At 72.1% G+C, this 22,770-nt stretch carries 22 protein-coding genes; 16 read left to right on the forward strand and 6 right to left on the reverse strand.

The features are described from left to right. The first annotated feature begins 77 nt into the window (after positions 1–77). The 4 genes from P5G50_RS04810 to P5G50_RS04825 are packed head-to-tail and all read left to right on the forward strand — an operon-like array spanning position 78 to position 3,949. Positions 78–1,256: a PP2C family protein-serine/threonine phosphatase gene (locus P5G50_RS04810; protein ID WP_301210174.1), complete on the forward strand. Its 1,179-nt coding sequence runs from the start codon at positions 78–80 to the stop codon at positions 1,254–1,256. Further along, positions 1,253–3,214 carry a glycosyltransferase family 2 protein gene (locus tag P5G50_RS04815; RefSeq protein WP_301210176.1) on the forward strand — a complete coding sequence of 654 codons (1,962 nt, stop codon included), beginning with the start codon at positions 1,253–1,255 and terminating at the stop codon, positions 3,212–3,214. Before P5G50_RS04810 ends, P5G50_RS04815 begins: the two co-directional genes overlap by 4 nt. Continuing rightward, positions 3,211–3,543, forward strand: a complete 333-nt coding sequence (locus tag P5G50_RS04820; protein ID WP_301210177.1) for an STAS domain-containing protein — start codon at positions 3,211–3,213, stop codon at positions 3,541–3,543. The genes P5G50_RS04815 and P5G50_RS04820 overlap by 4 nt, the downstream gene beginning before the upstream one ends. Next, the gene (locus P5G50_RS04825; RefSeq protein ID WP_301210178.1) at positions 3,536–3,949 is read left to right on the forward strand and encodes an ATP-binding protein; all 414 of its coding nucleotides are present in this window, start codon (positions 3,536–3,538) and stop codon (positions 3,947–3,949) included. Before P5G50_RS04820 ends, P5G50_RS04825 begins: the two co-directional genes overlap by 8 nt. On the opposite strand, the gene pgm is transcribed toward P5G50_RS04825, so the two are convergent. Continuing rightward, positions 3,946–5,568 (reverse strand): phosphoglucomutase (alpha-D-glucose-1,6-bisphosphate-dependent), encoded by a 1,623-nt coding sequence (gene pgm / locus P5G50_RS04830; RefSeq protein WP_301210179.1) that lies wholly within the window; start codon positions 5,566–5,568, stop codon positions 3,946–3,948. The genes P5G50_RS04825 and pgm overlap by 4 nt on opposite strands. 65 nt (positions 5,569–5,633) lie before the next feature. Between pgm and pheA the strand changes: the two genes are divergently transcribed. Together pheA and P5G50_RS04840 are read left to right on the forward strand one after the other, a co-directional pair. Then, on the forward strand, positions 5,634–6,647 hold the full coding sequence (gene pheA, locus P5G50_RS04835) for a prephenate dehydratase (protein WP_301210180.1): 1,014 nt from the start codon (positions 5,634–5,636) through the stop codon (positions 6,645–6,647). A gap of 24 nt (positions 6,648–6,671) precedes the next feature. Continuing rightward, the gene (locus P5G50_RS04840; protein ID WP_301210181.1) at positions 6,672–7,286 is read left to right on the forward strand and encodes a hypothetical protein; all 615 of its coding nucleotides are present in this window, start codon (positions 6,672–6,674) and stop codon (positions 7,284–7,286) included. A 5-nt stretch (positions 7,287–7,291) separates the two neighbouring features. Here P5G50_RS04840 and P5G50_RS04845 read toward each other — a convergent pair whose 3' ends face one another. The 4 genes from P5G50_RS04845 to P5G50_RS04860 form a co-directional block, all read right to left on the reverse strand. Next, complete coding sequence (locus P5G50_RS04845; protein ID WP_301210182.1) at positions 7,292–8,473, reverse strand: Fic family protein; 1,182 nt, start codon at positions 8,471–8,473, stop codon at positions 7,292–7,294. A gap of 70 nt (positions 8,474–8,543) precedes the next feature. Then, on the reverse strand, positions 8,544–9,587 hold the full coding sequence (locus P5G50_RS04850) for a diacylglycerol/lipid kinase family protein (protein ID WP_301210184.1): 1,044 nt from the start codon (positions 9,585–9,587) through the stop codon (positions 8,544–8,546). A gap of 32 nt (positions 9,588–9,619) precedes the next feature. Beyond that, positions 9,620–10,297 carry an NADPH-dependent F420 reductase gene (locus P5G50_RS04855; protein ID WP_301210185.1) on the reverse strand — a complete coding sequence of 226 codons (678 nt, stop codon included), beginning with the start codon at positions 10,295–10,297 and terminating at the stop codon, positions 9,620–9,622. A 3-nt stretch (positions 10,298–10,300) separates the two neighbouring features. Next, positions 10,301–11,116, reverse strand: coding sequence for a DeoR/GlpR family DNA-binding transcription regulator (locus P5G50_RS04860; protein ID WP_301210186.1), 816 nt, complete (start codon positions 11,114–11,116; stop codon positions 10,301–10,303). Positions 11,117–11,221: 105 nt separating this feature from the next. Between P5G50_RS04860 and melA the strand changes: the two genes are divergently transcribed. Beyond that, a complete protein-coding gene (gene melA / locus P5G50_RS04865; RefSeq protein WP_301210187.1) occupies positions 11,222–12,523 on the forward strand; it encodes an alpha-glucosidase/alpha-galactosidase in 1,302 nt (433 codons plus the stop codon). Continuing rightward, the gene (locus P5G50_RS04870) at positions 12,520–13,377 is read left to right on the forward strand and encodes a class II fructose-bisphosphate aldolase (protein ID WP_301210188.1); all 858 of its coding nucleotides are present in this window, start codon (positions 12,520–12,522) and stop codon (positions 13,375–13,377) included. Before melA ends, P5G50_RS04870 begins: the two co-directional genes overlap by 4 nt. A gap of 19 nt (positions 13,378–13,396) precedes the next feature. Here P5G50_RS04870 and P5G50_RS04875 read toward each other — a convergent pair whose 3' ends face one another. Beyond that, a complete protein-coding gene (locus tag P5G50_RS04875; protein ID WP_301210189.1) occupies positions 13,397–14,464 on the reverse strand; it encodes an amidohydrolase family protein in 1,068 nt (355 codons plus the stop codon). Positions 14,465–14,599: 135 nt separating this feature from the next. Here P5G50_RS04875 and P5G50_RS04880 point away from each other — a divergent pair, with 135 nt between their 5' ends. From P5G50_RS04880 to P5G50_RS04915, 8 genes are read left to right on the forward strand one after another with little or no spacing between them, the layout of a single operon-like run. Next, entirely contained in the window at positions 14,600–15,481 is an 882-nt protein-coding gene (locus tag P5G50_RS04880; RefSeq protein WP_301210190.1) for an SIS domain-containing protein, read from the forward strand. Positions 15,482–15,533: 52 nt separating this feature from the next. After that, positions 15,534–16,868, forward strand: coding sequence for an ABC transporter substrate-binding protein (locus tag P5G50_RS04885; protein WP_301210191.1), 1,335 nt, complete (start codon positions 15,534–15,536; stop codon positions 16,866–16,868). Positions 16,869–16,881: 13 nt separating this feature from the next. After that, positions 16,882–17,832 (forward strand): carbohydrate ABC transporter permease, encoded by a 951-nt coding sequence (locus P5G50_RS04890; RefSeq protein ID WP_301210192.1) that lies wholly within the window; start codon positions 16,882–16,884, stop codon positions 17,830–17,832. Beyond that, a complete protein-coding gene (locus P5G50_RS04895; protein ID WP_301210193.1) occupies positions 17,832–18,737 on the forward strand; it encodes a carbohydrate ABC transporter permease in 906 nt (301 codons plus the stop codon). The genes P5G50_RS04890 and P5G50_RS04895 overlap by 1 nt, the downstream gene beginning before the upstream one ends. Beyond that, positions 18,734–19,720: a carbohydrate kinase family protein gene (locus P5G50_RS04900; protein WP_301210194.1), complete on the forward strand. Its 987-nt coding sequence runs from the start codon at positions 18,734–18,736 to the stop codon at positions 19,718–19,720. Before P5G50_RS04895 ends, P5G50_RS04900 begins: the two co-directional genes overlap by 4 nt. Beyond that, positions 19,717–20,610: a 1-phosphofructokinase family hexose kinase gene (locus tag P5G50_RS04905; protein WP_301210195.1), complete on the forward strand. Its 894-nt coding sequence runs from the start codon at positions 19,717–19,719 to the stop codon at positions 20,608–20,610. The genes P5G50_RS04900 and P5G50_RS04905 overlap by 4 nt, the downstream gene beginning before the upstream one ends. Positions 20,611–20,645: 35 nt before the next feature. Continuing rightward, positions 20,646–21,911 carry a serine--tRNA ligase gene (serS, locus tag P5G50_RS04910; protein ID WP_301210196.1) on the forward strand — a complete coding sequence of 422 codons (1,266 nt, stop codon included), beginning with the start codon at positions 20,646–20,648 and terminating at the stop codon, positions 21,909–21,911. Beyond that, complete coding sequence (locus P5G50_RS04915; RefSeq protein WP_301210197.1) at positions 21,908–22,732, forward strand: HAD family hydrolase; 825 nt, start codon at positions 21,908–21,910, stop codon at positions 22,730–22,732. Before serS ends, P5G50_RS04915 begins: the two co-directional genes overlap by 4 nt. Positions 22,733–22,770: the final 38 nt, after the last annotated feature.

Here is a 22,770-nt window from a genome sequence, read left to right on the forward strand (position 1 = left end):
TCGCCGGACCGAATACGGATAACACGTCCGCGGTTCTGCCGACTGCGAGCGGGCGTGCCCGCCCGTACAGTGAAGGCATGGTCTTGAAGATGGAGGCGGCGCAGCAGACGGAGTCACGACGGCAGCGTGCGCTGACCGGACTCGGGATCGTCGGGACTCCGCGCGAGGAGCGCTTCGACCGCATCACCCGCATGGCGCAGGTGCTGTTCGACGTCCCCATGGTGAGCGTGACGCTGCTCGACGGCGAGCGGCAGTGGCGCAAGTCGCACGTGGGGCTCACCGATGTGGCGCCGCGTGAGGGCGCCTTCTGCGACCTCACCGCGCGGCAGGACGCCGCCCTGATCGTCGACGACGCGGCGTCCGACGCGCGGTTCAGCGACAACCCCTTCGTCGTCGGCGACCCGCACCTGCGCTTCTACGCCGGGGAGCCCCTCCACGCGCCGGGCGGTGAGGCCGTCGGGACCCTGTGCGTGCTCGACACGCAGCCGCGCACGCTGACCCCGGCCCAGGCGCGGGTGCTGCGCGACCTCGCCGACCTGGTGCAGGCCGAGCTGGACCGCGACGAGGAGCTCGACCGCGCCTCCATCGCCCAGAAGGGACTGCTGCCGCGGCGCAAGCCGGCCGCTCCCGGCTACGACGTCGCCGCGGTGTGCGAGCCGTCGCGCGGAGTGGCCGGCGACTTCTACGACTGGTACGACGTCGACGACGCCGGGTTCTGCCTGACCATGGGCGATGTCATGGGCAAGGGCATGGCGGCCGCGATCGTCGCCGCGTCCGTCCGGACGGCCCTGCGCAGCACGATGGGGTCCGGCGACCTGCAGGAGGCCGTGACGGCAGCCTCCCGGCTGGTCGAGGAGGACCTGGACCAGCTCTCGACCTTCGTGACGCTCTTCCACGCCCGTTTCGGCGCCGAGGGCCGCGTGCAGTACGTCGACGCCGGGCACGGCCTCGCGTTCGTGGTGCACGACCGCGGCCCGTTCGACCGGATCGACGCCGGCTCGCTCCCGCTCGGCGTGCCGTCTCCCGACCCGTTCGTGCCGCAGGAGCTGACGATGGCGGAGGGGGACGTGCTCGTCTGCGTGAGCGACGGCGTGCTCGACGCCCTGGGCGGCGATCGGGCGCTGTCGCGGCTCGAGGCGATCGTGCGGAGCTCGGCGACCGCGGCCGGAGCCGCCACCCGGATCGCGGGTGCGGCGCTCGCCGGCGTCCCCATCGACGACATCACCGCCGTGGTCGTGCGCCGGAGCGCCCGGTGAGGCGCGCCCTGCTGCGGATCGTCGCGCTGCTCGCCGTGCTCGCAGGCGTGAACTACGTCGTCTGGCGCTGGCTGGCCTCCATCAACTGGGACGCCTGGTGGATCGCGGTGCCGCTCGTGGTCGCCGAGACGTACAGCGTGATCGACACGTTCTTCTTCGCCCTCACGATGTGGCGGCTGAAGGTGCGGACCGGTCCGGACGCCCCGCCGGAGGGGACCGCCGACGTCTTCATCACGACCTACGACGAGCCGGTCGAGCTCGTGATGACGACTGCCGCCGCCGCCCAGCACATCCGCTACCCGCACAGCACCTGGATCCTCGACGACGGAGCCCGGCCGGAGATGCGCGCGGCGGCCGAGCGGGCGGGCATCGGCTACGTCACCCGCACGGAGGACTGGAGGGACAAGCCGCGCCACGCCAAGGCCGGCAACCTCAACAACGCGCTCTTCGCGACCGAGGGCGAGTTCCTGCTCATCCTCGATGCCGACCAGATCCCGGAGCCGGAGATCCTCGACCGCACGCTCGGTTACTTCGCGGACCCCGAGGTGGCCCTCGTGCAGACGCCGCAGTTCTTCGTCAACGTGGACGAGGCCGACCCGCTCGGCAACCAGGCGCCCCTGTTCTACGGACCGATCCAGCAGGGCAAGGACGGCTGGAACGCCGCCTTCTTCTGCGGCTCGAACGCCGTGCTGCGCCGCGAGGCGCTGATGCAACTCGGCATCGTCGGCTACGTGCGGGATGTCGAGCGCACCGTGCGCACGGCACTGCGCGCCTCCGACCGGGTGCTCGCCAGAGCCGCCCGCGAGGCCCGGCACGACCCCGCGACCGCCGAGCTGATCCGGGAGGTGCGCGTCCGGGTCGCCGAGGCGTCGGCGCGGCTCGCGGAGGGGCAGAGCGTCGGCGAGGTGACCTATCGGCTGCAGCAGGACGTCGACCGCGTCTCCCGTACCGCGGTCGACCGCGACCTCGTCGCCATGCAGGAGGACCTCGCGGCGATCGCGACGCTGCCGCTCGAGCGCGACGCCGAGCTCGCCGCGTTCGTCGTCGACGAGGAGGCGCTGGACAGGCTCGCCGACCGCGAGTGGTCGCCGCTCGGCGCGATCGAGTCGGTGCAGAGCATCCTGGCCGCCGTCGCTGTGGACCGCCCGGACGAGGCGCAGCCGGTGATGCCGATGGCGACCATCTCGGTCACAGAGGACATGGCGACGGCCATGCAGCTGCACTCCAACGGCTGGCGGAGCGTGTACCACCACGAGACGCTCGCGTACGGCCTCGCGCCGGAGGACCTGGGCACGCTGCTCAAGCAGCGGCTGCGGTGGGCGCAGGGCACCCTCCAGGTGATGCTCAAGGACAACCCGCTCGCCAAGCGCGGGCTCTCGGCCGGCCAGCGGCTGATGTACTTCGCGACGATGTGGAGCTACCTCTCCGGGTTCGCCGCGGTGATCTACCTGGCCGCCCCGGCGATCTACCTGCTCGCGGGTGTGATGCCGGTGACCGCCTGGAGCGTGGACTTCTTCGCCCGGTTCATCCCGTACTTCGTGCTGAGCCAGCTCATGTTCCTCGTGGCGGCGCACGGGGTGAAGACCTGGCGCGGCCAGCAGTACGCCCTGGCGCTGTTCCCGCTGTGGATCCGCGCCTGCTGGACCGCCGCCGCGAACGTATGGTTCGGCCGCCCGCTCGGCTTCGTCGTCACCCCCAAGACCAGGGAGAGCGGGCGCGCTCCCATCCCGTGGCGACAGATCTGGCCGCAGCTGACCGCGATGGCCGTGCTGGTGATCGCCACGATCGTCGGCATCATCCGGGTGATCGCCGGAACGGCCGACGGCGTGGGCACCCTCGTGAACACCGTGTGGGTCGCCTACGATGTCGTGGTGCTGAGCGTCATCCTCCGCGCCGCGCTGTACCGCGGGCCGGCGACCGCAGAGGCCACCGCCACCGCCGAGGAAGGACAGCGATGAACATCTCCACCACCATCCGCCCTGACGGCGTCGCCGTGCTGAGCGCCGACGGCCGGCTGAACGTCGTGACCGCGCCGGCGATGCGGCGCGAGGTGCAGCGGGTCGTGGAGGAGGGCAGCGCGCGCGTCGCCGTCGACCTCTCCGGCGTCGACTTCATCGACTCCTCCGGCCTCGGCGCGCTGGTCAGCGGGCTCAAGACCGCGCGGACGGCCGGAGGCGACCTGCGGCTCAGCGGCGCGGGCGAGCAGGTGTCGAGCGTGCTCGCGCTGACCCGGCTCGACCGCATCCTCCGCGTGTACGCCGGACCGGACGACGCCTACCGTGAGTGAGCCGTTCTCGGCCTCCTTCGTCGCACCGGCCGACCTGGCCACCATCGAGCGCGTGCACAGCATGTTCGAGCGGCTCGGCGACGAGCGCCCCGACCTCCCCGAGCAGACACGGTCGGCGTTCGAACTGGCGGTGGTGGAGGTCGTGACGAACGTCGTCCAGCACAGCCCCGACCGCCCGCCGGTCACCGTCGAGCTGCGGATCGTGGCGACCCCGAGGGGCCTGGAGGCGGTCGTCACCGACGATGCGCCTCCCGCCGCCGTCGACCTCGACGCCGCCGCCCTGCCGGAGGACGACCTCGCCGAGAGCGGGCGAGGGCTCGCGCTCGTCGGCCTGCTGGTCGACCGGTTCGAGCACGAGCCCCTGGCGTCCGGCAACCGCTGGACGCTGGCGGTGGAGGCGGGCTAGGCGCCCTTCAGCGCGTCGCCGACGATGCGACGGGCCTCCTCCTGCACCTCGCGCAGGTTCTCCTCGCCCGCGAACGACTCGGCGTAGATCTTGTAGACGTTCTCGGTGCCGCTGGGGCGTGCGGCGAACCAGGCCTTCTCGGTCTGCACCTTCACGCCGCCGAGCGGGGCGTCGTTGCCGGGGGCGCGGCTCAGCTTCGCCGTGATCGGCTCGCCCGCCAGCTCCGTCGCGGCGATCGCGTCGCCGTCGAGCTTGCCGAGGGCCGCCTTCTCGGCGGGGGAGGCCGGCGCGTCGACGCGCTGGTAGACCGGGTCGCCGAAGCGCTCGGTGAGCTCGCGGTAGAGCTCGGAGGGCGACTTGCCCGTGACCGCGCGGATCTCGCTGGCGAGGAGGGCGAGCAGGATGCCGTCCTTGTCCGTCGTCCAGACCGAGCCGTCGAAGCGCAGGAAGCTCGCGCCGGCGCTCTCCTCGCCGCCGAAGCCGACCGAGCCGTCGATCAGGCCGGGCACGAACCACTTGAAGCCGACCGGCACCTCCCACAGGCGCCGGCCCAGCGACTCCGCCACCCGGTCGATGATCGACGACGAGACGAGCGTCTTGCCGACCGCGGCATCCTTCCGCCACCCTGTGCGGGTGCGGAACAGGTAGTCGATCGCGACGGCGAGGTAGTGGTTCGGGTTCATCAGGCCGCCGTCGGGCGTGACGATGCCGTGCCGGTCGGCGTCGGCGTCGTTGCCGGTGAGGATGTCGTAGTCGGCGCGGCGGGCGACCACCGAGGCCATGGCGGAGGGGCTCGACGGGTCCATCCGGATCTTGCCGTCCCAGTCGAGCGTCATGAAGCTCCAGGTCGGGTCGACGTCGGGGTTCACCACGGTCAGGTCGAGGTCGTAGCGCTCGGCGATGGCCTGCCAGTAGTTGACGCTCGCGCCGCCCAGCGGGTCGGCGCCGATGCGGATGCCGGAGTCCTTGATCGCCTTCACGTCGATGATGTTCTCGAGGTCGGCGACGTAGTTGCCCCGGAAGTCGTAGGTCTCGACGCCGCTCGGCTCGGCCTGGCGCACATCCTTCAGACCGTCGGCGATGATCTCGTTGGCGCGCTCGGCGATCCACTTCGTGGCGTCGGTGTCGGCCGGGCCGCCGTGCGGCGGGTTGTACTTGAAGCCGCCGTCGGACGGCGGGTTGTGGCTCGGGGTCACGACGATGCCGTCGGCCTGGTCTCCGTGCTCCTCGCGGTTGTATTTGATGATCGCGTGCGAGAGCGCGGGAGTGGGCACCCAGTCGTCGAACTCGTCCACGAGCACGCGCACCTCGTTGGCGACGAGCACGGCCAGCGCGGTCGTCGTGGCGAACTCGCTCAGGAGGTGCGTGTCGGCCCCGAGGAACAGCGGGCCGGTGATGCCCTGCGCGTTGCGATACTCCACGATCGCCTGCGTGGTCGCGAGGATGTGGTCCTCGTTGAAGGCGGTGTTCAGCGAGCTGCCGCGGTGACCCGAGGTGCCGAAGACGACACGCTGCTCCGGGATGCTGACATCCGGCTTGAGCTCGTAGTACGCCCGGCGGAGGGCATCCACGTCGATGAGGTCGGAGGGCTGAGCGGGGGTGCCTGCGCGATCGGTCATGGTCCCTATGCTTCCACGGCGGCCCGGCGCGGGCGAGGGGCGGCGCCGTCGGTAAGCTGAGCGGCATGTCCAGCGCTCCCGCCGAACCGACCGCCGAGCTGCCCGCGTCCGTCGACGAGGTCTACAGCTTCCTGGGGCCGTCCGGCACCTTCACCGAGGCGGCGCTCAAGCAGGTGCCCGAGGCGAGCGGCAAGCACTGGCGCGCGGTCAACAACGTGGGGGAGGCGCTCGCCGACGTCACAGCCGGACGCAGCGTGGCCGCCATGATCGCGATCGAGAACTCCATCGAGGGCGGCGTCTCGGTCGCGCAGGACGCGCTCGCGACGGTCCCCGGCCTCCGCATCGTCGGCGAGTACCTGGTGCCGGTGAACTTCGTGCTCGTCGCCCGGCCGGGGACGGCGCTCGCCGACGTGAAGACGATCAACGCGCATCCCGTCGCCTACGCCCAGTGCCACCAGTGGCTCGACGCGCACCTGCCCGAGCATGGCCACCTCCCCGCGTCCAGCAATGTGGCCGCGGCCTCGTCGCTGTTCGACGGGAGCACCGCCGACGCCGCCATCGCGCCGCCCGGCATCGTCGACCACCTCGACGTGGAGGTGCTGGCCGAGGATATCGGCGACAACCCGAACGCGGTCACCCGGTTCGTGCTCGTCAGCACCTCCCGCAGCGTGCCCGCCCCGACCGGCGCCGACAAGACCAGCCTCGTCGCGGAACTGCCCGACGACCGCCCCGGCGCGCTGCTCGACCTGCTGGAGCAGTTCTCGACCCGAGGCATCAACCTGAGCCTGATCGAGTCGCGGCCGATCGGCGACGCCCTCGGCCGCTACCGGTTCGTGATCGACGCCGACGGCCACATCCACGACGAGCGCGTCGCCGACGCCCTGCTCGGCCTCCGCCGGTTCAGCCCGTCGGTGATCTTCCTCGGCTCGTACCCGCGCGCCGACAAGGTGAGCGTCGACTTCGACCAGCGCTACCGCGACGAGGTGTTCACGGAGGCGCGGGAGTGGCTCGCGTCGCTGACCGACGAGGCCGCTCCGGCGGACGGATCCGGCGGCGCCGACGACCCCGCTCAGGCGTAGGCTGCGCAGCGAGAGGCGGGCACCATGATCGCGGACGACGAGCAGCAGGACGTGTCCCGCGCGGGCGGCTTCGACCCGCGCTACGACCCCGCGTTCCAGCGCGGCTACACCCCGCGGCCCGGCGAGGTCGCGCGGACGCGCACCCGGGCGCCGGGCTCCCGGTCGACCGCCGCGGCCCGCCCACGCCGCTGGGACGGCGACGACGACCGTGCCCGGTACGACGACCGCGACGGCTTCTTCGACGGCGGGAACGACGAGCAGCCCGCCGTGGCCGAGGCGGCTCCCGCCGGCGCCCCGGTCGTCTTCGCGGCTCCGGCGCCTGGCCTGCTCGATCGCCTCGACATCTCACCGCGCCGCAACCGCTGGATGCTCGCCCTCTGGCTGGTGGGCGCCGGCTTCGTGGTCCTCGGCATCGTCTTCTACTGCATCTCGGTCAGCATCTCGTACGCCGGCCCTGCGCCGGGCGGCGACGTCGGCTCCCTCGTGATCGCCCAGCTGGGATGGATGCTCGCCGCGCCGCTCGTGACGGTGGGGCTGCTCACCCTGGTCGCCCTCCTCTTCCTCACGGCCCTGGTCGGCTGGCGCTCGGCGGCGGCGGGCGAAGGGGAGGGCGACGGCGAGGAGCCGGAGGGGTTGTAGCGGCCTCAGTCCGCGTAGTTGCGACGGCCCGCCCGAGCCACGAAGGCGTCGAGCGCGTCCAGCACCTCCTGGTTGACCCAGACGCGCTTGCGCCGCTTCGAGTTGCCGGGCGCGAGAACCCCGCGTTCGACCAGCTGCGCCAGCCCGTTGGTCACGGCGGGCTTGCTCGCGCCGGTCGCCCGCATCGCCGTCGCCAGGTTGATCACCGGGTATTCGAGCGTCGCCGTCGCGATGGATCGCGCCGCGGCGTCGGCGCGGATACCGGTGAGCCGGGAGTCCCACCCGGCCTGCAGCGCCGCCATGGCCGCGGCCAGCCGCCTGGCGTTGTCGACGGCCTGCAGCGACGCCGACGAGAAGACCTGCACGATCGCGTCGGCTTCGCCCCGGCGGTACGCCGTGAGCGCGTCGAAGTAGCCGTCGATGTCCGACAGCAGGCCGGCGGAGACGGGCACCGCGAGATGGCGCAGGATGCCGCCGTGCCGCAGCATCGCGTGCAGCAGCGCGCGTCCGGTGCGGCCGTTGCCGTCGGGGAAGGGGTGGATGGTCTCGAACTGCGCGTGGGCGACCGCGGCCTGCACGAGGACCGGCAGGTCGGTGCGGCGGGCGAACGCGACCAGGTCGGCCATCGCCTCCGGGACCCGGTCGTGATGCGGCGGGACGAAGGAGGCGTCGTGCGGCAGCCTCCCGCCGACCCACACCTGCTCGGCCCGGTACCGGCCCACCGCGTCGGGGGCGGAGTCGCCGAGCAGCGCCTTCTGCATGGCGATGATGGATGCGTCGGAGATGTCGTCCGCCAGGGCGATAGCCGCCTCCATCGCCCGCACGTTGCTCACGATGAGCGGGGCGTTGCCGTCGGCCCGCTCGCCGATGACGGCCTCGGCGATCGCGCGCGTGCCCGAGGTCAGCTGCTCGATCTGCGAGCTGGACGCGGACTCGCTGCGCAGCAGAACGGCGGAGAACGGCGCCGGGAAGTGCGTCGTCTCGCTGTCGAAGCGCACGAGTGCGGCCGACGCGTCGTCCGCCTCGGCCAGGGTGTCGGGCGAGAGATCGAGCGCGATGTCGGCGATCCGCGCCGGGATGGCGGCGGTGTATGGCTCTCGGCGGAGGAGGTTCTGCCGCCGTGAGGCGTATAGCGGCTCGTCGGCGCGCGGAAGGCGCCGTGACTCGTACGTCAGGGCGGTGCCCATCCTTCACCTCCGTCCGTCTTAAGTAAAGTTTAGCAGATAAACTTTACTTAGGAGCGTCGGGGAGGAAAGGCTACCCCGGCACCTTCACCCGCAGCGACCGCTCCTCCACGCGCACCTCCAACGCGACCGCGGTGCCGAAGGCGTCGCCGTCGAGCTCGAAGGGCTCCGGCTCGTCCACGCGGAGGCTGACCGACGCCCCGCGCAGATAGCTCAGGCGCGTGCGCACCGTTCGGTCGGTGAAGCGGATGATGCGGCGGCCGAGCGCGCTGCGGCGCAGCACGCGGTTCTCCCAGGTGACCTTGCGCCAGATGGCCAGCCAGCCGAAGACGGACGCCGGCTGCAGGATGGCGACGTCGAGCAGGCCGTCGTCGACCTCGCCGTCGGGGATCAGCTGCATGTTGCCGGGGAGGGTGCCGCAGTTGGCGATCAGGATCGTGCTGACGTGCGCCGAGCGCTCGTGCCCGCCGTCGATGCGGAAGCGGATGCGGACCTTCGTGGCCGACGGCAGCGAGCGGAACGCGGCGTCGACGTAGGCCACCCAGCCGAACCGGCGCTTGAGGGCCGGGCGGGCGTTCGCGATCATCGCGGCGTCGATGCCGACGCCGGCCATGACGAGGAAGGCGTGCTCGGAGACGGTGCCGTCCTGGGCCTCGGCGACGGCGACCCCCACGTCGATGCTGCGGGTCGCCCCCTCGAAGGCGATCCGGCAGGCCTCCTCCACGCTCGTGTACGGAACGCCGAGGTTGCGGGCGAGGAGGTTGCCGGTGCCGGCCGGCAGCAGGGCGAGCGTCGCGCCGGTGCCGCGCACGGCCTCCGCCACCGCTCGCACGGTGCCGTCGCCTCCCGCCGCCAGCACCAGCCGTGCCCCGCGGTCGAGCGCCTCCCCGACCTGGGCCTGGCCGCCCTGCTCGGGCGTTGTCTCCAGCCAGAGCAGCTCGGTGACGCCGGCCTGCTCGGCCGCCGCCTCCACCGCGGCGCGGACGCGCGGCAGATCGACGCGGACCGGGTTGCAGACGACCGCGACGGGCCCCTGCACGGCGGGCCTCTCAGCGCCGCCGGCCGGTGCCGACCGCTCGGCCGTGTCGGGCTCCCCGCCCCGATCCCGCTCGCTCACGGCTTCACGCTACCGGGCGCGGGGCGCGCTGGTCAGCCGCCCGCTTCCGCTGCCAGCCGCAGGCTCACGGCGCGACCGTATCCGCGCGCGACCATGGCCACCTCGAAGCCGGCCATGGCCTCCAGATGGCGCGCCATGCGCAGAGGGCCGACATCGACGGGGTCGGTGCCGAGTTCGCGGGCGAGGGACAGCACGCGGCCCTTCGCCTCCTCGTCGTCGGAGGCGATGAAGGTCTGCGGGCGGCCGCCGCCCGCGAGCAGCTCGGCGTAGACGGTGTTGAACGCCTTGACCACGCGCGCGCCGGGCGCCGCGGCGGCCAGGCGCTCGGCGAGGGAGGGGCCGCCGGCGAAGCGGCTCTCCCAGTAGCCGGGTTCGAGCGGGTCGCCCGGTGCGAGCGGGTTGCCCAGATCGATGACGATGCGGTCCGCCAGCTCGTCGGCGAGGGCGGCGACGACGTCCAGCGCCACAGCATCGGCGACGGCCACGATCACCGCGTCGCTGCGAGCGGCCTCGCGATGGTCGCCGCCGACCGCGACGGGCCGCGCAACCGTACCCGCGGCACCGCCGCCGCGCTCCGACGCCAGCTCAGCCGCCAACGCAGCCGCCCGCTCCGGCTCCCGGCTGCCGATCACCACGCCGTGCCCTGCGTCGAGCAGCCGGCGGCCGAGAGCGGAGGTCATCGGCCCGGTGCCGAGCAGTCCGACGCGCATCCGTCACTCCTGGTCGGCGATCACGATCTCGACGCCGGCCGCCGCGATGGCCGCCAGCTCGTCGGGATCGGCGGAGCTGTCGGTGATCAGCATCGCCACCTGGTCGATGCTGGCCATCTGCGCCAGCGCCACCCGCCCGACCTTCGACCCGTCGGCGACGACCACGGTGCGCTGCGCCTTGGCGACCATCGCGCGGTTGGTGCGGGCCTCGGTCTCGTCGTGCGTGCTGACCCCGCTCGCGGCGGTGATGCCGTCGGCGCCGAGGATGGCGGTGCCCACGTTCACGGCGTTGAAGGTGCCCTCCGCGAGGGCGCCCACCAGCTCGAGCGACTGCCGGCGCAGGAAGCCGCCCGTCATCACGACGCGCACGCCCGCGTACTCCGAGAGGAGGTTCGCGATGGTGAGCGAGTTCGTCACCACGGCGATGTCCTCGTGGTCGGCGAGGGCTCGGGCGACGCTCGCGGTCGTGGTGCCGCCGCTGAGGGCGACGACGTGCCGCTCGGGTGGCAGGCGCCGCACCATGGCCTTCGCGATCGCGCGCTTCGCCTCCTGGAACCGGGTGTCGCGCAGCGCGACCGGGATCTCGCGCCCGCGCTCCAGAGCGGAGGCGCCACCGTGCGTGCGCAGGATGAGCTTCTGGTCGGCCAGCGTGGTGAGGTCGCGCCGCACGGTCGCGGCCGAGATCCCGAGCGTCTCCGACAGCTCGGTGAGGCTCACGGTGCCGCGTTCGCCGATCAGGTCGAGCAGCTGCGCCAGGCGCTGGGAGCGACGGCCCGAGGTCGCTCGTGCGATCAGGGCCTCGGTGGAGGTGGCGACCATCGCTTCCCCTTCGGAATGGTCGAATCGATCAATGGCACTGCACACTTTATACGCGATTCGCTCATTTCGTTGCGCGGATCACACAGGCTGTCAGATGATCGCTCCATGCCTCAGATCGTCTTCATCGGCGCCGGGAGCGTCGTGTTCACCCGCCAGCTGCTCGCCGACCTGTTCCGCTTCGACGACCTCCCTCCGCTGCGCATCGTGCTGCACGACATCGATGGGGAGCGCCTGGAGGTCGCCCGCGGCACCGCCGAGCAGGTGGCGGCCCGCTTCGGGCGCGACGCCGAGATCGTCGCCACCGCCGACCGCCGGGCCGCCCTGACCGGCGCCGACTTCGTGATCAACATGATCCAGGTGGGAGGCATCGCCGCCACCCGCGTCGACCTGGAGGTGCCCGCCGCCGCCGGCCTGCTGCAGACCATCGGCGACACGACCGGCGTCGGCGGGGTCTTCCGCGGCCTCCGCACCTTCCCGGTTCTGACCGCCATCGCGAACGACATGCGCGAGCTGTGCCCCGACGCCTGGTTCCTCAACTACACCAACCCCATGGCGATGAACGTCTGGTGGCTGTCGGTGGTGGCGCCGGAGCTGAAGACGGTCGGCCTCTGCCACAGCGTGTTCTGGACCGTGCACGACCTGTGCGAGCTGATCGGCGTGCCGCTGGAGGGCACCCACTACCGCGCGGCCGGCGTGAACCACCAGGCGTGGCTGCTGGAGTGGTCGCACGACGGGGAGGACCTGTACCCCCGGCTCCGGGAGGCGATCGAGCGCGACCCCGAGCTGCGCCGCCGGGTGCGCGTGGAGATCTTCCGCCGCATCGGCTACTACCCGACGGAGACCAGCGAGCACTCGTCCGAGTACCTCGACTGGTTCCTGCGCTCGCCGGAGCAGATCGAGCGCTTCCGCATCGAGCCGCTGCAGTACGTCGGCATCTCGGAGGAGAACGTCGCCGAGTTCGAGCAGGCCAAGCGGCTGCTCGCCGAGGGCCTCCCGCTGGAGCTGGAGGAGAGCGCCACCGAGTACGCGCCGCAGATCATCCACTCGATGCTCACCGGCACCGAGCGCACCATCCACGCGAACGTCGTGAACCGCGGCCTGATCGGCAACCTCCCGGAGGGCGCCGTCGTCGAGGTGCCGGCCCGGGTCGACGCCGACGGGGTGCATCCGGAGGCCGTTGGCGACATCCCGGTGCAGGGCGCCGCCCTCAACCGCACGTACCTGTCGGTGGCCGAGCTGGCGATCCAGGCCGCGCGCACAGGCGACCCCGAGCTGGTGCGCCGCGCGGTGCTGACCGACCCGAACGCGAGCTCGTCGCTCACCCCCGAGCAGATCTGGGCGCTCTGCGACGAGCTGACCGCGAAGCACGCACACCTGCTGCCGAAGGCGCTGGGCGGCACGCTGTGACGCTCGCCGGAGCCGCGGGACTGCTGGCGACGGCGGCGACGAACGGCGCGGCCGTCCCGTCGTTCAACGTCATCGCCCTGGAGCACGCGGAGGCGGTCACCGTCGGCGCCGCCTCCGCGGGCTCCGGCGCGCTGCTGCAGTTGAGCGAGAACGCGATCGCCTACCGGGGCTCGCCGTGGCCGCTGCTGGCCGCATGCCGGGAGCTGGCGGAGGCGTCGGAGGCGCCGCTCGGCATCCACCTCGACCACATCGCCGACCGCGCTCTCGCCGAGACGCTGATCGAGCGGGCGGAGCGGTACGGCGTCGGCTCGATCATGTTCGACGCCTCCACGCTCGACTACGCCGCGAACGTCGCCGCGACCCGCAAGATCGCTGTGCGCGCGCACGACGCCGGCCTGCTCGTGGAGGCTGAGCTCGGCGCGATCGGCGGCAAGGACGGCGCGCACGCGCCCGGCGTGCGGACCGACCCCGGCGAGGCGGCCGACTTCGTGGCCGCGACGGGCGTCGACGCGCTCGCAGTAGCCGTCGGCAGCTCGCACGCCATGCGCGACCGCACGGCCGCCCTCGACCTGGAGCTGATCGCACGGCTGGCCGCAGCCGTCCCCGTGCCGCTCGTGCTCCACGGCTCGTCGGGCGTCCCCGACGAGTCGATCGCGCAGGCCGTGGCCGCGGGAATCCGCAAGGTCAACGTCGGGACGGCCCTCAACGTCGCCGCGACCGCCGCCCTGCGCGCGGCGCTGGCGGCACGGCCGGACGCCGTCGATCCGCGCCGCTACAGCGAGGACTCGCGTCGGGCGATGGCGGAGCTGGTCGCGTCGTTCTGCGCGGTGGTGCGGGAGCCGGTGGCGGCGTAGCGCGCCGCCACTCCGCGCCTCAGATCCCCAGCACCCGCCGCGCGTTGCCCGCGTACACGCCCTCCAGCAGCTCCGGCGCCAGTGCGAGTGCCGAGACGTCCCAGCGGCCCTGGGGCGGGATCTCGGCGGCGGGGTCGTAGCGGAAGCCCTCGTCCGCCGTCTCGAAGAAGCGGTAGTGCAGCCGGTACTGCTCCGCCGTGATCGGGAAGATGTCGGTCCCGAACAGCACGCGGTCGGGGTGCGCGGCGACCAGTCGTGCGAAGCGGCGCGGCTGGCGACCGAGTTCGGCCATCCGGCCGGCGGTGTCGATCGTGTAGTTGGGCGCCGCCTCCAGCAGGCTCTCGACGCGGTCGAGGTCCTCGGCGGCGCAGCCGGCGTGCGCGCCGATGAAGGAGGTCTGCGGGCAGGCCAGCGCGAGCGCTGCGTGGGCGTCGAGGAGGGTGTCGAAGGACGGATAGCGGTCGCGGTCGCCGAACCACCACTCCGGCACCTCCGAGAGCTCGTCCAGGCGCTCGTTGTGCCGGTCTGCCGGCTCGAAGAAGGCGATCGGGTCGGCGGTGTGGATGAGCACCGGCAGCCCGAGCTCGCCGGCCCGCCGCAGCACCGCGACGACGCGGGGGTCGTCCGGGAGGATCAGGGCGCCGTCGGCGTCGCGCACGGTGAGCCCGAGGTTCTTCCACACCTTGAGGCCCCGCGCGCCGCGGGCGACGCTGTCCTCGAGCGACGCGACGAGCGCGGCCACGCCGTCGGGCGCTGCCAGGCGCTCCCACTCCAGCTGGCAGAAGGTGAGGAAGCGGCCGGGATGGGCGCGGTCGTAGCGCTCGACATTGGCCGTGACCTCCTCGCCCCACATCCCGTCGAGGTTCACCACGGTCTGCACGCCGCAGTCGTCCAGCAACCGGAGCAGCGCCGGCACATCGGGGATCATCCACTCGCCATCGCTGAGCCAGCGACCGAGGTGGTTGTGCACGTCCACGACGGGTGCTGCCGGGCGCTCGACGACCGTCTCCGCCGAGCGCATCATGCTGCGCGGCGCCCAGTCGGCCAGGCGCAGCTGTGCCAGCTCCTGCCATCCGGCAGTGGTCATCCCGAAACCTCTCTGTAACGAATGAGCAGTCAAAGTGAGCGTTTCGGGCAAAACTATTGTCAAACGCTCAGTGTCCGCCCAATGATAAGGGCATCCCGGGGCCGGGGCCCCTCCGAGACACACCAGGAGCACCACGTGACACTCACCTCCCGCGAAATCGACAGCCAGCCGGTCATCTGGCAGCAGGCACTCGACACGCTCGCCGACCGCGCGACCGCGCGGCTGACGGCGCGCGGGGCCCGCGTGCTGGTCCTGGGCTGCGGCACGTCGGCCTTCGCGGCCGAGTCGTTCGCCGCGCTCCGCGAGCAGGCGGGCTTCGGCGAGACCGACGCGGCCTACGCCTCCGAGCCGTGGCCCTGGCGCGGGTACGACCTCGTCGTGCTGCTGAGCCGCTCCGGCACGACGACCGAGGTGGTCCAGGCCTTCGACCGCATCCCCGCCGGAGTGCGCACGGTCGCCGTGACCGGCGTCGCCGACTCCCCGGTGGCCGAGCGCGCCGACGACGTGCTGCTGCTCGACTTCGCCGACGAGGAGTCGGTGGTGCAGACACGCTTCCCGACCACCTTCCTGCTCCTCGCCCGCGCCGCCTTCGGCGACGACGTCGGCGGGCTGCCCGCCCAGGCGGCGGCCGCCCTGTCCCAGCCGCTCGAGCTCGACCCCGCCGCGCTCTCGCACTTCGTCTACCTCGGCAGCGGCTGGACCTACGGACTCGCGCAGGAGGCGGCGCTGAAGATCCGCGAGGCCGCCCAGGCCTGGTCGGAGTCGTACCCGCAACTCGACTACCGGCACGGCCCGCTGGCCGTCGCCGGCGACACCTCGGTGGTCTGGATCATCGGCGAGGAGGCCCCAGGCATCGTCGACGACATCGCCGTCACCGGGGCCCGCGTCGTGACGAGCACGCACGACCCGCTGGTGGAGCTGGTGCAGGCGCAGCGCCTCGCCGTCGCCATCGCGGAGCACCGCGGCCTCAACCCGGACACCCCGCGCAACCTGACCCGCTCGATCGTGCTGAGCTGACCCCACCAGCCCGCCAGGACCAGAGCACCGAACGAGAGAAGAGGAACCGACGATGACGACTCCACTCCCCGGACGCCGATCCCGCGCAGCGAAGGCGGTGCGCGGCATCGGCCTGCTCACGGCGGGCGCCCTCGCCGTGGCCCTGACCGGCTGCGGCGGCTCGCAGGGCGCGACGACCCTCGACAAGAAGGCCGATGTCACGATCCAGGTCTGGTCCGGCCAGGCCGACACCGCCGAGAAGCTCATCGAGGACCTGGCGAAGGAGTTCGAGAAGGACCACCCCAACGTGACCGTGAACGTGTCGCCGGGCGCCTCCTCCACCGAGCAGCTCCTCCAGAAGCTGTCGGCCGGGTTCGCCGGCAACCAGTACCCGGACATCTCGTACGCGTTCGGCTCGTGGGCCGGAGAGCTGGAGTCGTCCGGCCGCACGCTCGACCTCTCGGACGAGGTGAAGAAGCCCGAGGTCAAGTGGGACGAGTTCACCGCCGCCGCGCGCAAGACCGCCCAGCCGACCGGCAAGAAGGTCATCGGCTTCCCGGCCGTCGTCGACAACATCGGCCTCTTCTACAACAAGACGCTGTTCGACAAGGCGGGCCTCGCCTACCCGACGGACGACTGGACGTGGGACGACTTCCGGGAGGCGGCCAAGAAGCTCACGGACCCGGCCAACCACGTCTACGGCTACGGCTACTCGGTGTCCGGCAGCGAGGAGACGACCTGGCAGTTCTGGCCGCACCTGTGGCAGAACGGCGGGCAGATCCTCAGCGACGACGACTCGAAGGCCGCGTTCGCCTCCCCGGAGGGCGTGAAGGCGCTGAGCTTCCTGCAGTCCATGGCCGTCGACGACAAGAGCGTCTACCTCGACCAGACCGACCTCAAGTTCGGCCAGCTGTTCGTGAGCGACCGCATCGGGATGATCACCTCGGGCCCCTGGCAGCTCACCGACCTCAAGACCGGCGGCACGAAGTACGGCGTCGTCCAGCTCCCGGGCGTCGACGGCGACCACCAGACGGTCTCCGGCCCCGACCTGTGGGCGCTGTTCGACCACAAGGATAAGAACCGCGCCTACTGGTCCACCCAGTTCGCGCAGTGGCTGACCTCGCCCGAGCAGGACGAGCGGTTCAACGTGGCGCTGGGCAACCTCCCGCTGCGCTCCTCCGAGGCGGGCTCTGCCGCCGTCGAGAAGGAGAACCAGGAGTACCCCGGCTACGACGTGCTGGTGAAGAACGCCGAGAACGTCAAGAACGCCCGACCGACCACCAAGGGCTACGCGGCCCTCTCGGTCGAGATCGCCAAGGCCATCTCGGCGGTGCTCCAGGGCGACGGCGAGCCGAAGGAGGCCCTCGACAAGGCCGCCGCCGCCGCCGACAAGCAGCTGAGCAAGTAGGGCGGGGGACGCGATGGCGGACACCGCCGTACGCCCGGCCGGGAGCCGGCCGGGCCGGGACACCGACACCATCCGGCGTGCCAGGCGCCGGTCGGGCCTGCTCTCGACGCTGACCGGCTGGGGCTTCGTCGGACCGGCCATGGTCGTGGTGCTCGGGCTGTCGATCTTCCCCGCGCTGTGGGCGCTGGTGCTGTCGTTCCAGAGCTGGGACGGCTTCAGCGAGGCGCAGTGGGTCGGCACCCAGAACTACACCGAGCTCATCGGCGACGACGAGTTCTGGAGTGCGGTCGGCAACACCCTCGGCTACACCGTGCTCTTCGTGCCCGCGTCGGTGCTGGCGGGGCTGTTCCTGGCGGTGGCGCTGAACCGGCGGATCAGGGGGATGGCGTTCTACCGCACCGCGATCTTCGTCCCGTTCGTGGCCTCGGCGGCGGCGACCGGCATCCTCTCGACGTACCTGTTCAGCCCCCAGTTCGGGCTGGTCAACAACGTGCTCCGCGTGCTGGGCCTGCCGCAGCAGGGCTGGCTCGACGACCCGAAGCAGGCCATGCTCGTCATCGCGATCATGTCGCTGTGGGGGTCGGCGGCCTTCACCACGGTCATCTACCTCGCCGCGCTGCAGGACGTGCCGCAGGACATCATCGAGGCGGCCCGCATCGACGGAGCCAGCCGGTGGCAGACCTTCTGGCGGATCGTGTGGCCGCAGCTCGCACCGGTGACCGTCTTCGTGACGATCTGGCAGACGATCCAGGCGATCCAGCTGTTCGACCTCGTCTACACCACGACGCGCGGCGGGCCGCTGGGGGCGACGAAGACGATCGTCTACTTCCTCTACGAGAAGGCGTTCCGGTCGCTGGAGTTCGGCTACGGGTCGGCAGCGGCCTACGTGCTCTTCGCCGCGACCCTGATCATCACCATCGTCGTCGTCGTGTACCAGCGGCGGCGCGGATCGGAGGCGTTCTGATGTCCGACAGCGTGCTCGAGCGGATCGCGGACTCGTCGGAGCAGGTCGCCGCGGCCCCGCCGCGATCCGGGCCGGAGGGACGCCGGCGCCGAGGCCTGCCGTTCAGCGGCTGGCACTTCGTGCTGCTGCCGATCGCGGTGCTGTTCCTCGTGCCCTTCCTGCAGATGACCCTCGCGTCGTTCTCGCCGGCGAAGGAGCTGGTGGCGTTCCCGCCGCCGTTCATCCCGTCGACCTTCACGCTCGACGGCTACATCAAGCTGTTCACGACGACGGACGTGCTGCTGTGGCTCGGCAACACGATCGTGGTCTCGGGGGTGGCGATCATCTCCAACCTGGTGCTGTGCTCGCTCGCGGGGTACGGCTTCGCCCGGCTGAAGTTCGCCGGACGCGACTTCGGGTTCCTGATGATCCTCGCGACCATCATGATCCCGACCCAGCTGTTGATGATCCCGACCTACATCCTGTTCGCCACGCTCGGGCTGCTGAACGGGCTGGGCGCCGCGATCGTGCCGTGGCTCGCCACCGCTTTCGGCATCTTCCTGATGCGGCAGTTCTTCCTCTCCCTCCCGGCGGAGCTGGAGGAGGCGGGCGCGGTCGACGGCTGCAACCGCTGGCAGATCTTCTTCCGCATCGTGCTGCCGCTTGCGCGGCCGGCGCTCGCGACGCTCGCGATCTTCACCCTGCTCGGGGCGTGGAACGACCTGGTCTGGCCGCTCATCGCGATCAACGACCAGCGCTCGTTCACCCTCCAGCTCGGCATCGCGAACTTCCAGGGCGCGCACCAGACCGATTGGAGCCTGATCATGGCGGGGAACGTCGTGGCCACGCTGCCGCTGATCCTCTTCTTCCTGTTCGCGCAGCGGCACTTCATCGCCACCATGACCTTCTCGGGACTGAAGGGATGAGCGGGGCCGACGCACTCGTGGACGCGCTCGTTGACGTGCTCGTGATCGGGGACGCCAACCCCGACCTCCTGCTCACCGGCGACACCCGGCCGCGCTTCGGGCAGGCGGAGCAGCTGCTCGACTCGGCCGACATGCTGCTCGGCGGGAGCGCCGCGATCGTCGCCTGCGGTCTCGCCCGCCTCGGCGTGCGGACGGCGCTCGCCGCCGTCGTCGGCGCGGACCGGTTCGGCGAGTTCATGCTCGACACGCTCCGCTCGCGCGGGGTCGACGTCTCGGCGATCGAGGTGTCGCCCGACCGGCCGACCGGACTGTCCGTCGTGCTCTCGGAGCCGGGCGACCGCGCCATCCTCACGCTGCCGGGGACCATCCCGGCGCTGACCGCCGACGCCGCCCTGGATGCGGTGGACCGGCTGCGGCCGCGGCACGTGCACATCGCCTCCTACTTCCTCCAGCCCGGCCTCGCCGCCGCGCTGCCCGGGCTGCTCGACGGGCTCCGCGAGCGCGGGGTCACCGTCAGCATCGACACCAACTGGGACCCGGCCGAGCGCTGGACCGGTCTGCACGAGGTGCTCCCGCGCGTCGACGTGTTCCTCCCGAACGAGGAGGAGGCGCTCGCCGTCGCGACGGCCCTCGACGACAGCGGCACGGCACCGGAGGGCCTCGACGCGGCCGCCTCCGCGATCTCACGACTCGGCTGCCGTGTGGTCGTCAAGGCGGGTGCCGAGGGCGGCCGAGCGTACGAGCGCGGCTCCCTCGTCGCACATGCCCCCGGCCTGACGGTCGACGTCGTCGACACCACGGGCGCCGGGGACAGCTTCGACGCCGGCTATCTCGCGGCGCTCGTGGGCGGCATCGCCGACGAGGAGGAGCGGCTGCGGTGGGCGGCCGCGGCCGGGTCGCTCTCTGTGCGCGGGCTCGGCGGCATCGGGGCGCAGGCCACCGGCGCCGAGCTGACCGACGCCGTGGCGGGCGCGCTGCGGTGACCATCCACACGCTCGGGCTGACGCCCGCGCTCGACGTCGTCTACGTGCTCGACCACGTGGAGCCCGGCCGCATCCACCGTCCGCCGGTCGTCCTCAAGTCGGCAGGAGGCAAGTCGCTCAACGTCGCCCGCGCGCTGGCGCTGCTGGAGCGTCCGGTCCGCGCCATCGTGCCGCTCGGCGGGCACGTGGGCGCGTTGGTGAGCGACCTGCTGGCGGACGCGGGCGTCGCGGCCGACGTCATCCCCACGGGAGCCGAGACGCGACTCTGCGTGACCGCCTGCGACACCGGCGCCGGCCGGCTGACCGAGTTCTACGAGCTCGTCCACGAGGTCGGGCTGCCGCCGGAGCGGTTGACCGCCGAGCTCGGCGAGCGGCTGTCGGCGGTGCGGCCGGGGGAGTGGCTCACCGTCTCCGGCGCCGTGCCGCGCGACCTCGACCCGGCCGCCCTCGCCGGGCTGCTCGCGGAGGCGCGCGGCCGCGGGGTGCGCGTCGCGCTCGACACCCACGGACCCGCGCTCGGCGCCCTGCTGCGACTCGCTCCTCCCGACCTGGTCAAGGTGAACCGCGCCGAGGCCGCCGAGCTCACGGGTGCCGGCTCCGCGATCGAGGGCGCCCGCGCGCTGGTCGCTCTCGGCGCCCGGGTGGCTGTCGTCACCGACGGCGAGGCCGGGGCGTCGGCGGCGACCGCCGACGGGCACGAGGTGGCGCAGCCTCCCGTCGCCGAACCCGGGCTCTTCCCGGTCGGCAGCGGCGACTGCTTCCTGGCCGGACTGGTCGCGGGCCTCGCCGACGACGAGCACGACACGGCCGAGCGACTGGAGGCGGCCCTCGCGCTCGCCGCGCGCGTCGCCGCCGCCAACGCGCTCCGCCCAGGGGCAGCGGTCTTCTGACCGGTCGCGCAGCCGCGGTGGATAAGCTGGGGCACGTGATCGATCCCGTCCTGCTCCGCGAGAACCCCGACGTCATCCGCCGTTCCCAGGAGGCCCGCGGCGACTCCGTCCAGCTGGTCGACGAGGCCCTGCAGGCCGACATCGAGCGCCGCTCCGCGATCACCGCCTTCGAGGAGCTGCGCGCCGAGCAGAACGCCTTCGGCAAGCAGGTCGCCAAGGCCCCCAAAGAGGAGAAGCAGGCGCTCGTCGCCCAGGCCCAGCAGCTCGCCGGCCGGGTGAAGGAGGCGCAGCAGGCCGCCAACCAGGCCGAGACCCGCTTCAACGACGTGCTGCGCCGCATCGGCAACCCGATCGTCGACGGCGTCCCCTCCGGCGGCGAGGACGACTTCGTCGTGCTCAAGGAGGTCGGCGAGATCCCGTCCTTCGGCTTCGAGGCCCGCGACCACCTGGAGCTCGGCGAGCTGCTCGGCGCGATCGACATGGTCCGCGGCGCCAAGGTCTCCGGCACCCGCTTCTCCTACCTGCGCGGCATCGGCGCCCGGCTCGAGCTCGCGCTCATGAACATGGCGCTCGACAAGGCCGTCTCCAACGACTTCATCCCGATGATCACGCCGACCCTGGTGAAGCCCGAGATCATGCAGGGCACCGGCTTCCTGGGCGCGCACGCCGACGAGGTCTACCACCTCCCGGCCGACGACCTCTATCTCACGGGCACCAGCGAGGTCGCGCTCGCCGGCTACCACTCCGACGAGATCATCGAGGTCGACCAGCCGCTGCGCTACGCCGGCTGGTCCACCTGCTACCGCCGCGAGGCGGGCTCGGCCGGGAAGGACACCCGCGGCATCATCCGCGTGCACCAGTTCGACAAGCTCGAGATGTTCGTCTACACCCGCCCGGAGGAGGCGGAGGCCGAGCACGAGCGCCTCCTCGCCTGGCAGGAGGAGATGATGCAGGCGCTGGGCCTCAGCTACCGCGTCATCGACACCGCCGCCGGCGACCTCGGCTCGAGCGCCGCGCGCAAGTACGACGTGGAGGCGTGGATCCCGACCCAGGGCCGCTACCGCGAGCTGACCTCCACCTCCAACTGCACGACCTTCCAGGCCCGCCGCCTCGACATCCGCTACCGGACGGAGAGCGGCAAGACGGCGCCGGTCGCGACCCTCAACGGCACGCTCGCCACGACGCGCTGGCTCGTCGCCATCCTCGAGACCCACCAGCAGGAGGACGGCTCGGTGCGCGTGCCGGAGGCCCTGCGCCCCTACCTCGGCGGGCTCGAGGTGCTCGAGCCGGTCGCCAAGTGACCGACGCGCGCGGCGACGGCCGCCTCCTGATCGCGCTCGACGTCGACGGCACGCTCATCCACGAGGACGAGAGCGTCTCCGAGCGGGTGGTGGAGGCTGTGGCGCGCGTGCGCGACGCCGGCCACGAGGTCATGCTCGCCACCGGCCGCAGCTGGGAGACGGCGCATCCGATCCACGAGCGCTTCGGCCTGCGCAGCGACTTCGTCGTGTGCGCGAACGGCGCGCTGACGATGCGGCGCGACGACACCGTCGACGGTGGTTACCGGCGCGAGTTCATCGAGACGTTCGACCCCACGGAGGTGCTGGAGACCATCCGTCCGCACCTCCCGCGCGGCAGCTTCATGGTCGAGGATCCGACCGGGTTCCGCCGCTACACCGAGGGCATGAGCGACTGGGAGCTGGTGAATGCCGAGCAGGTCACCTTCGAGGAGTTGACGCGGCATCCCGCCACCCGTGTCGTCGTGGTGTCGCCGCAGCACGACGAGGAGCAGTTCCTCTCGATCGTCGACCGGATGGGGCTGCACAAGGTCAGCTACGCGATCGGCTGGACCGCCTGGCTCGACATCGCGCCGGAGGGCGTCAACAAGGCCACAGCGCTGGAGCGGGTGCGGCACGCGCTCGACATCCCGCGCGCGAACCTCGTCGCCGTCGGCGACGGCCGGAACGACCTCGACATGCTGCAGTGGGCGGGCGCCGAGGGCCTGTCCGCCGCGATGGGACAGGCGCCGGACGAGGTGAAGGCCGTCGCGACGCGGTCTGTCGGCACCGTGCTGGACGACGGGCTCGCGGAGGTGCTGGAGGGCCTCCACGCCACCCTGTGAGACGCGTTTTGAGAGCATTGCCAGGGTCGCCTGGCAGG

This window comes from Leifsonia williamsii, from assembly GCF_030433685.1.
Classification (GTDB): Bacteria; Actinomycetota; Actinomycetes; order Actinomycetales; family Microbacteriaceae; genus Leifsonia; species Leifsonia williamsii.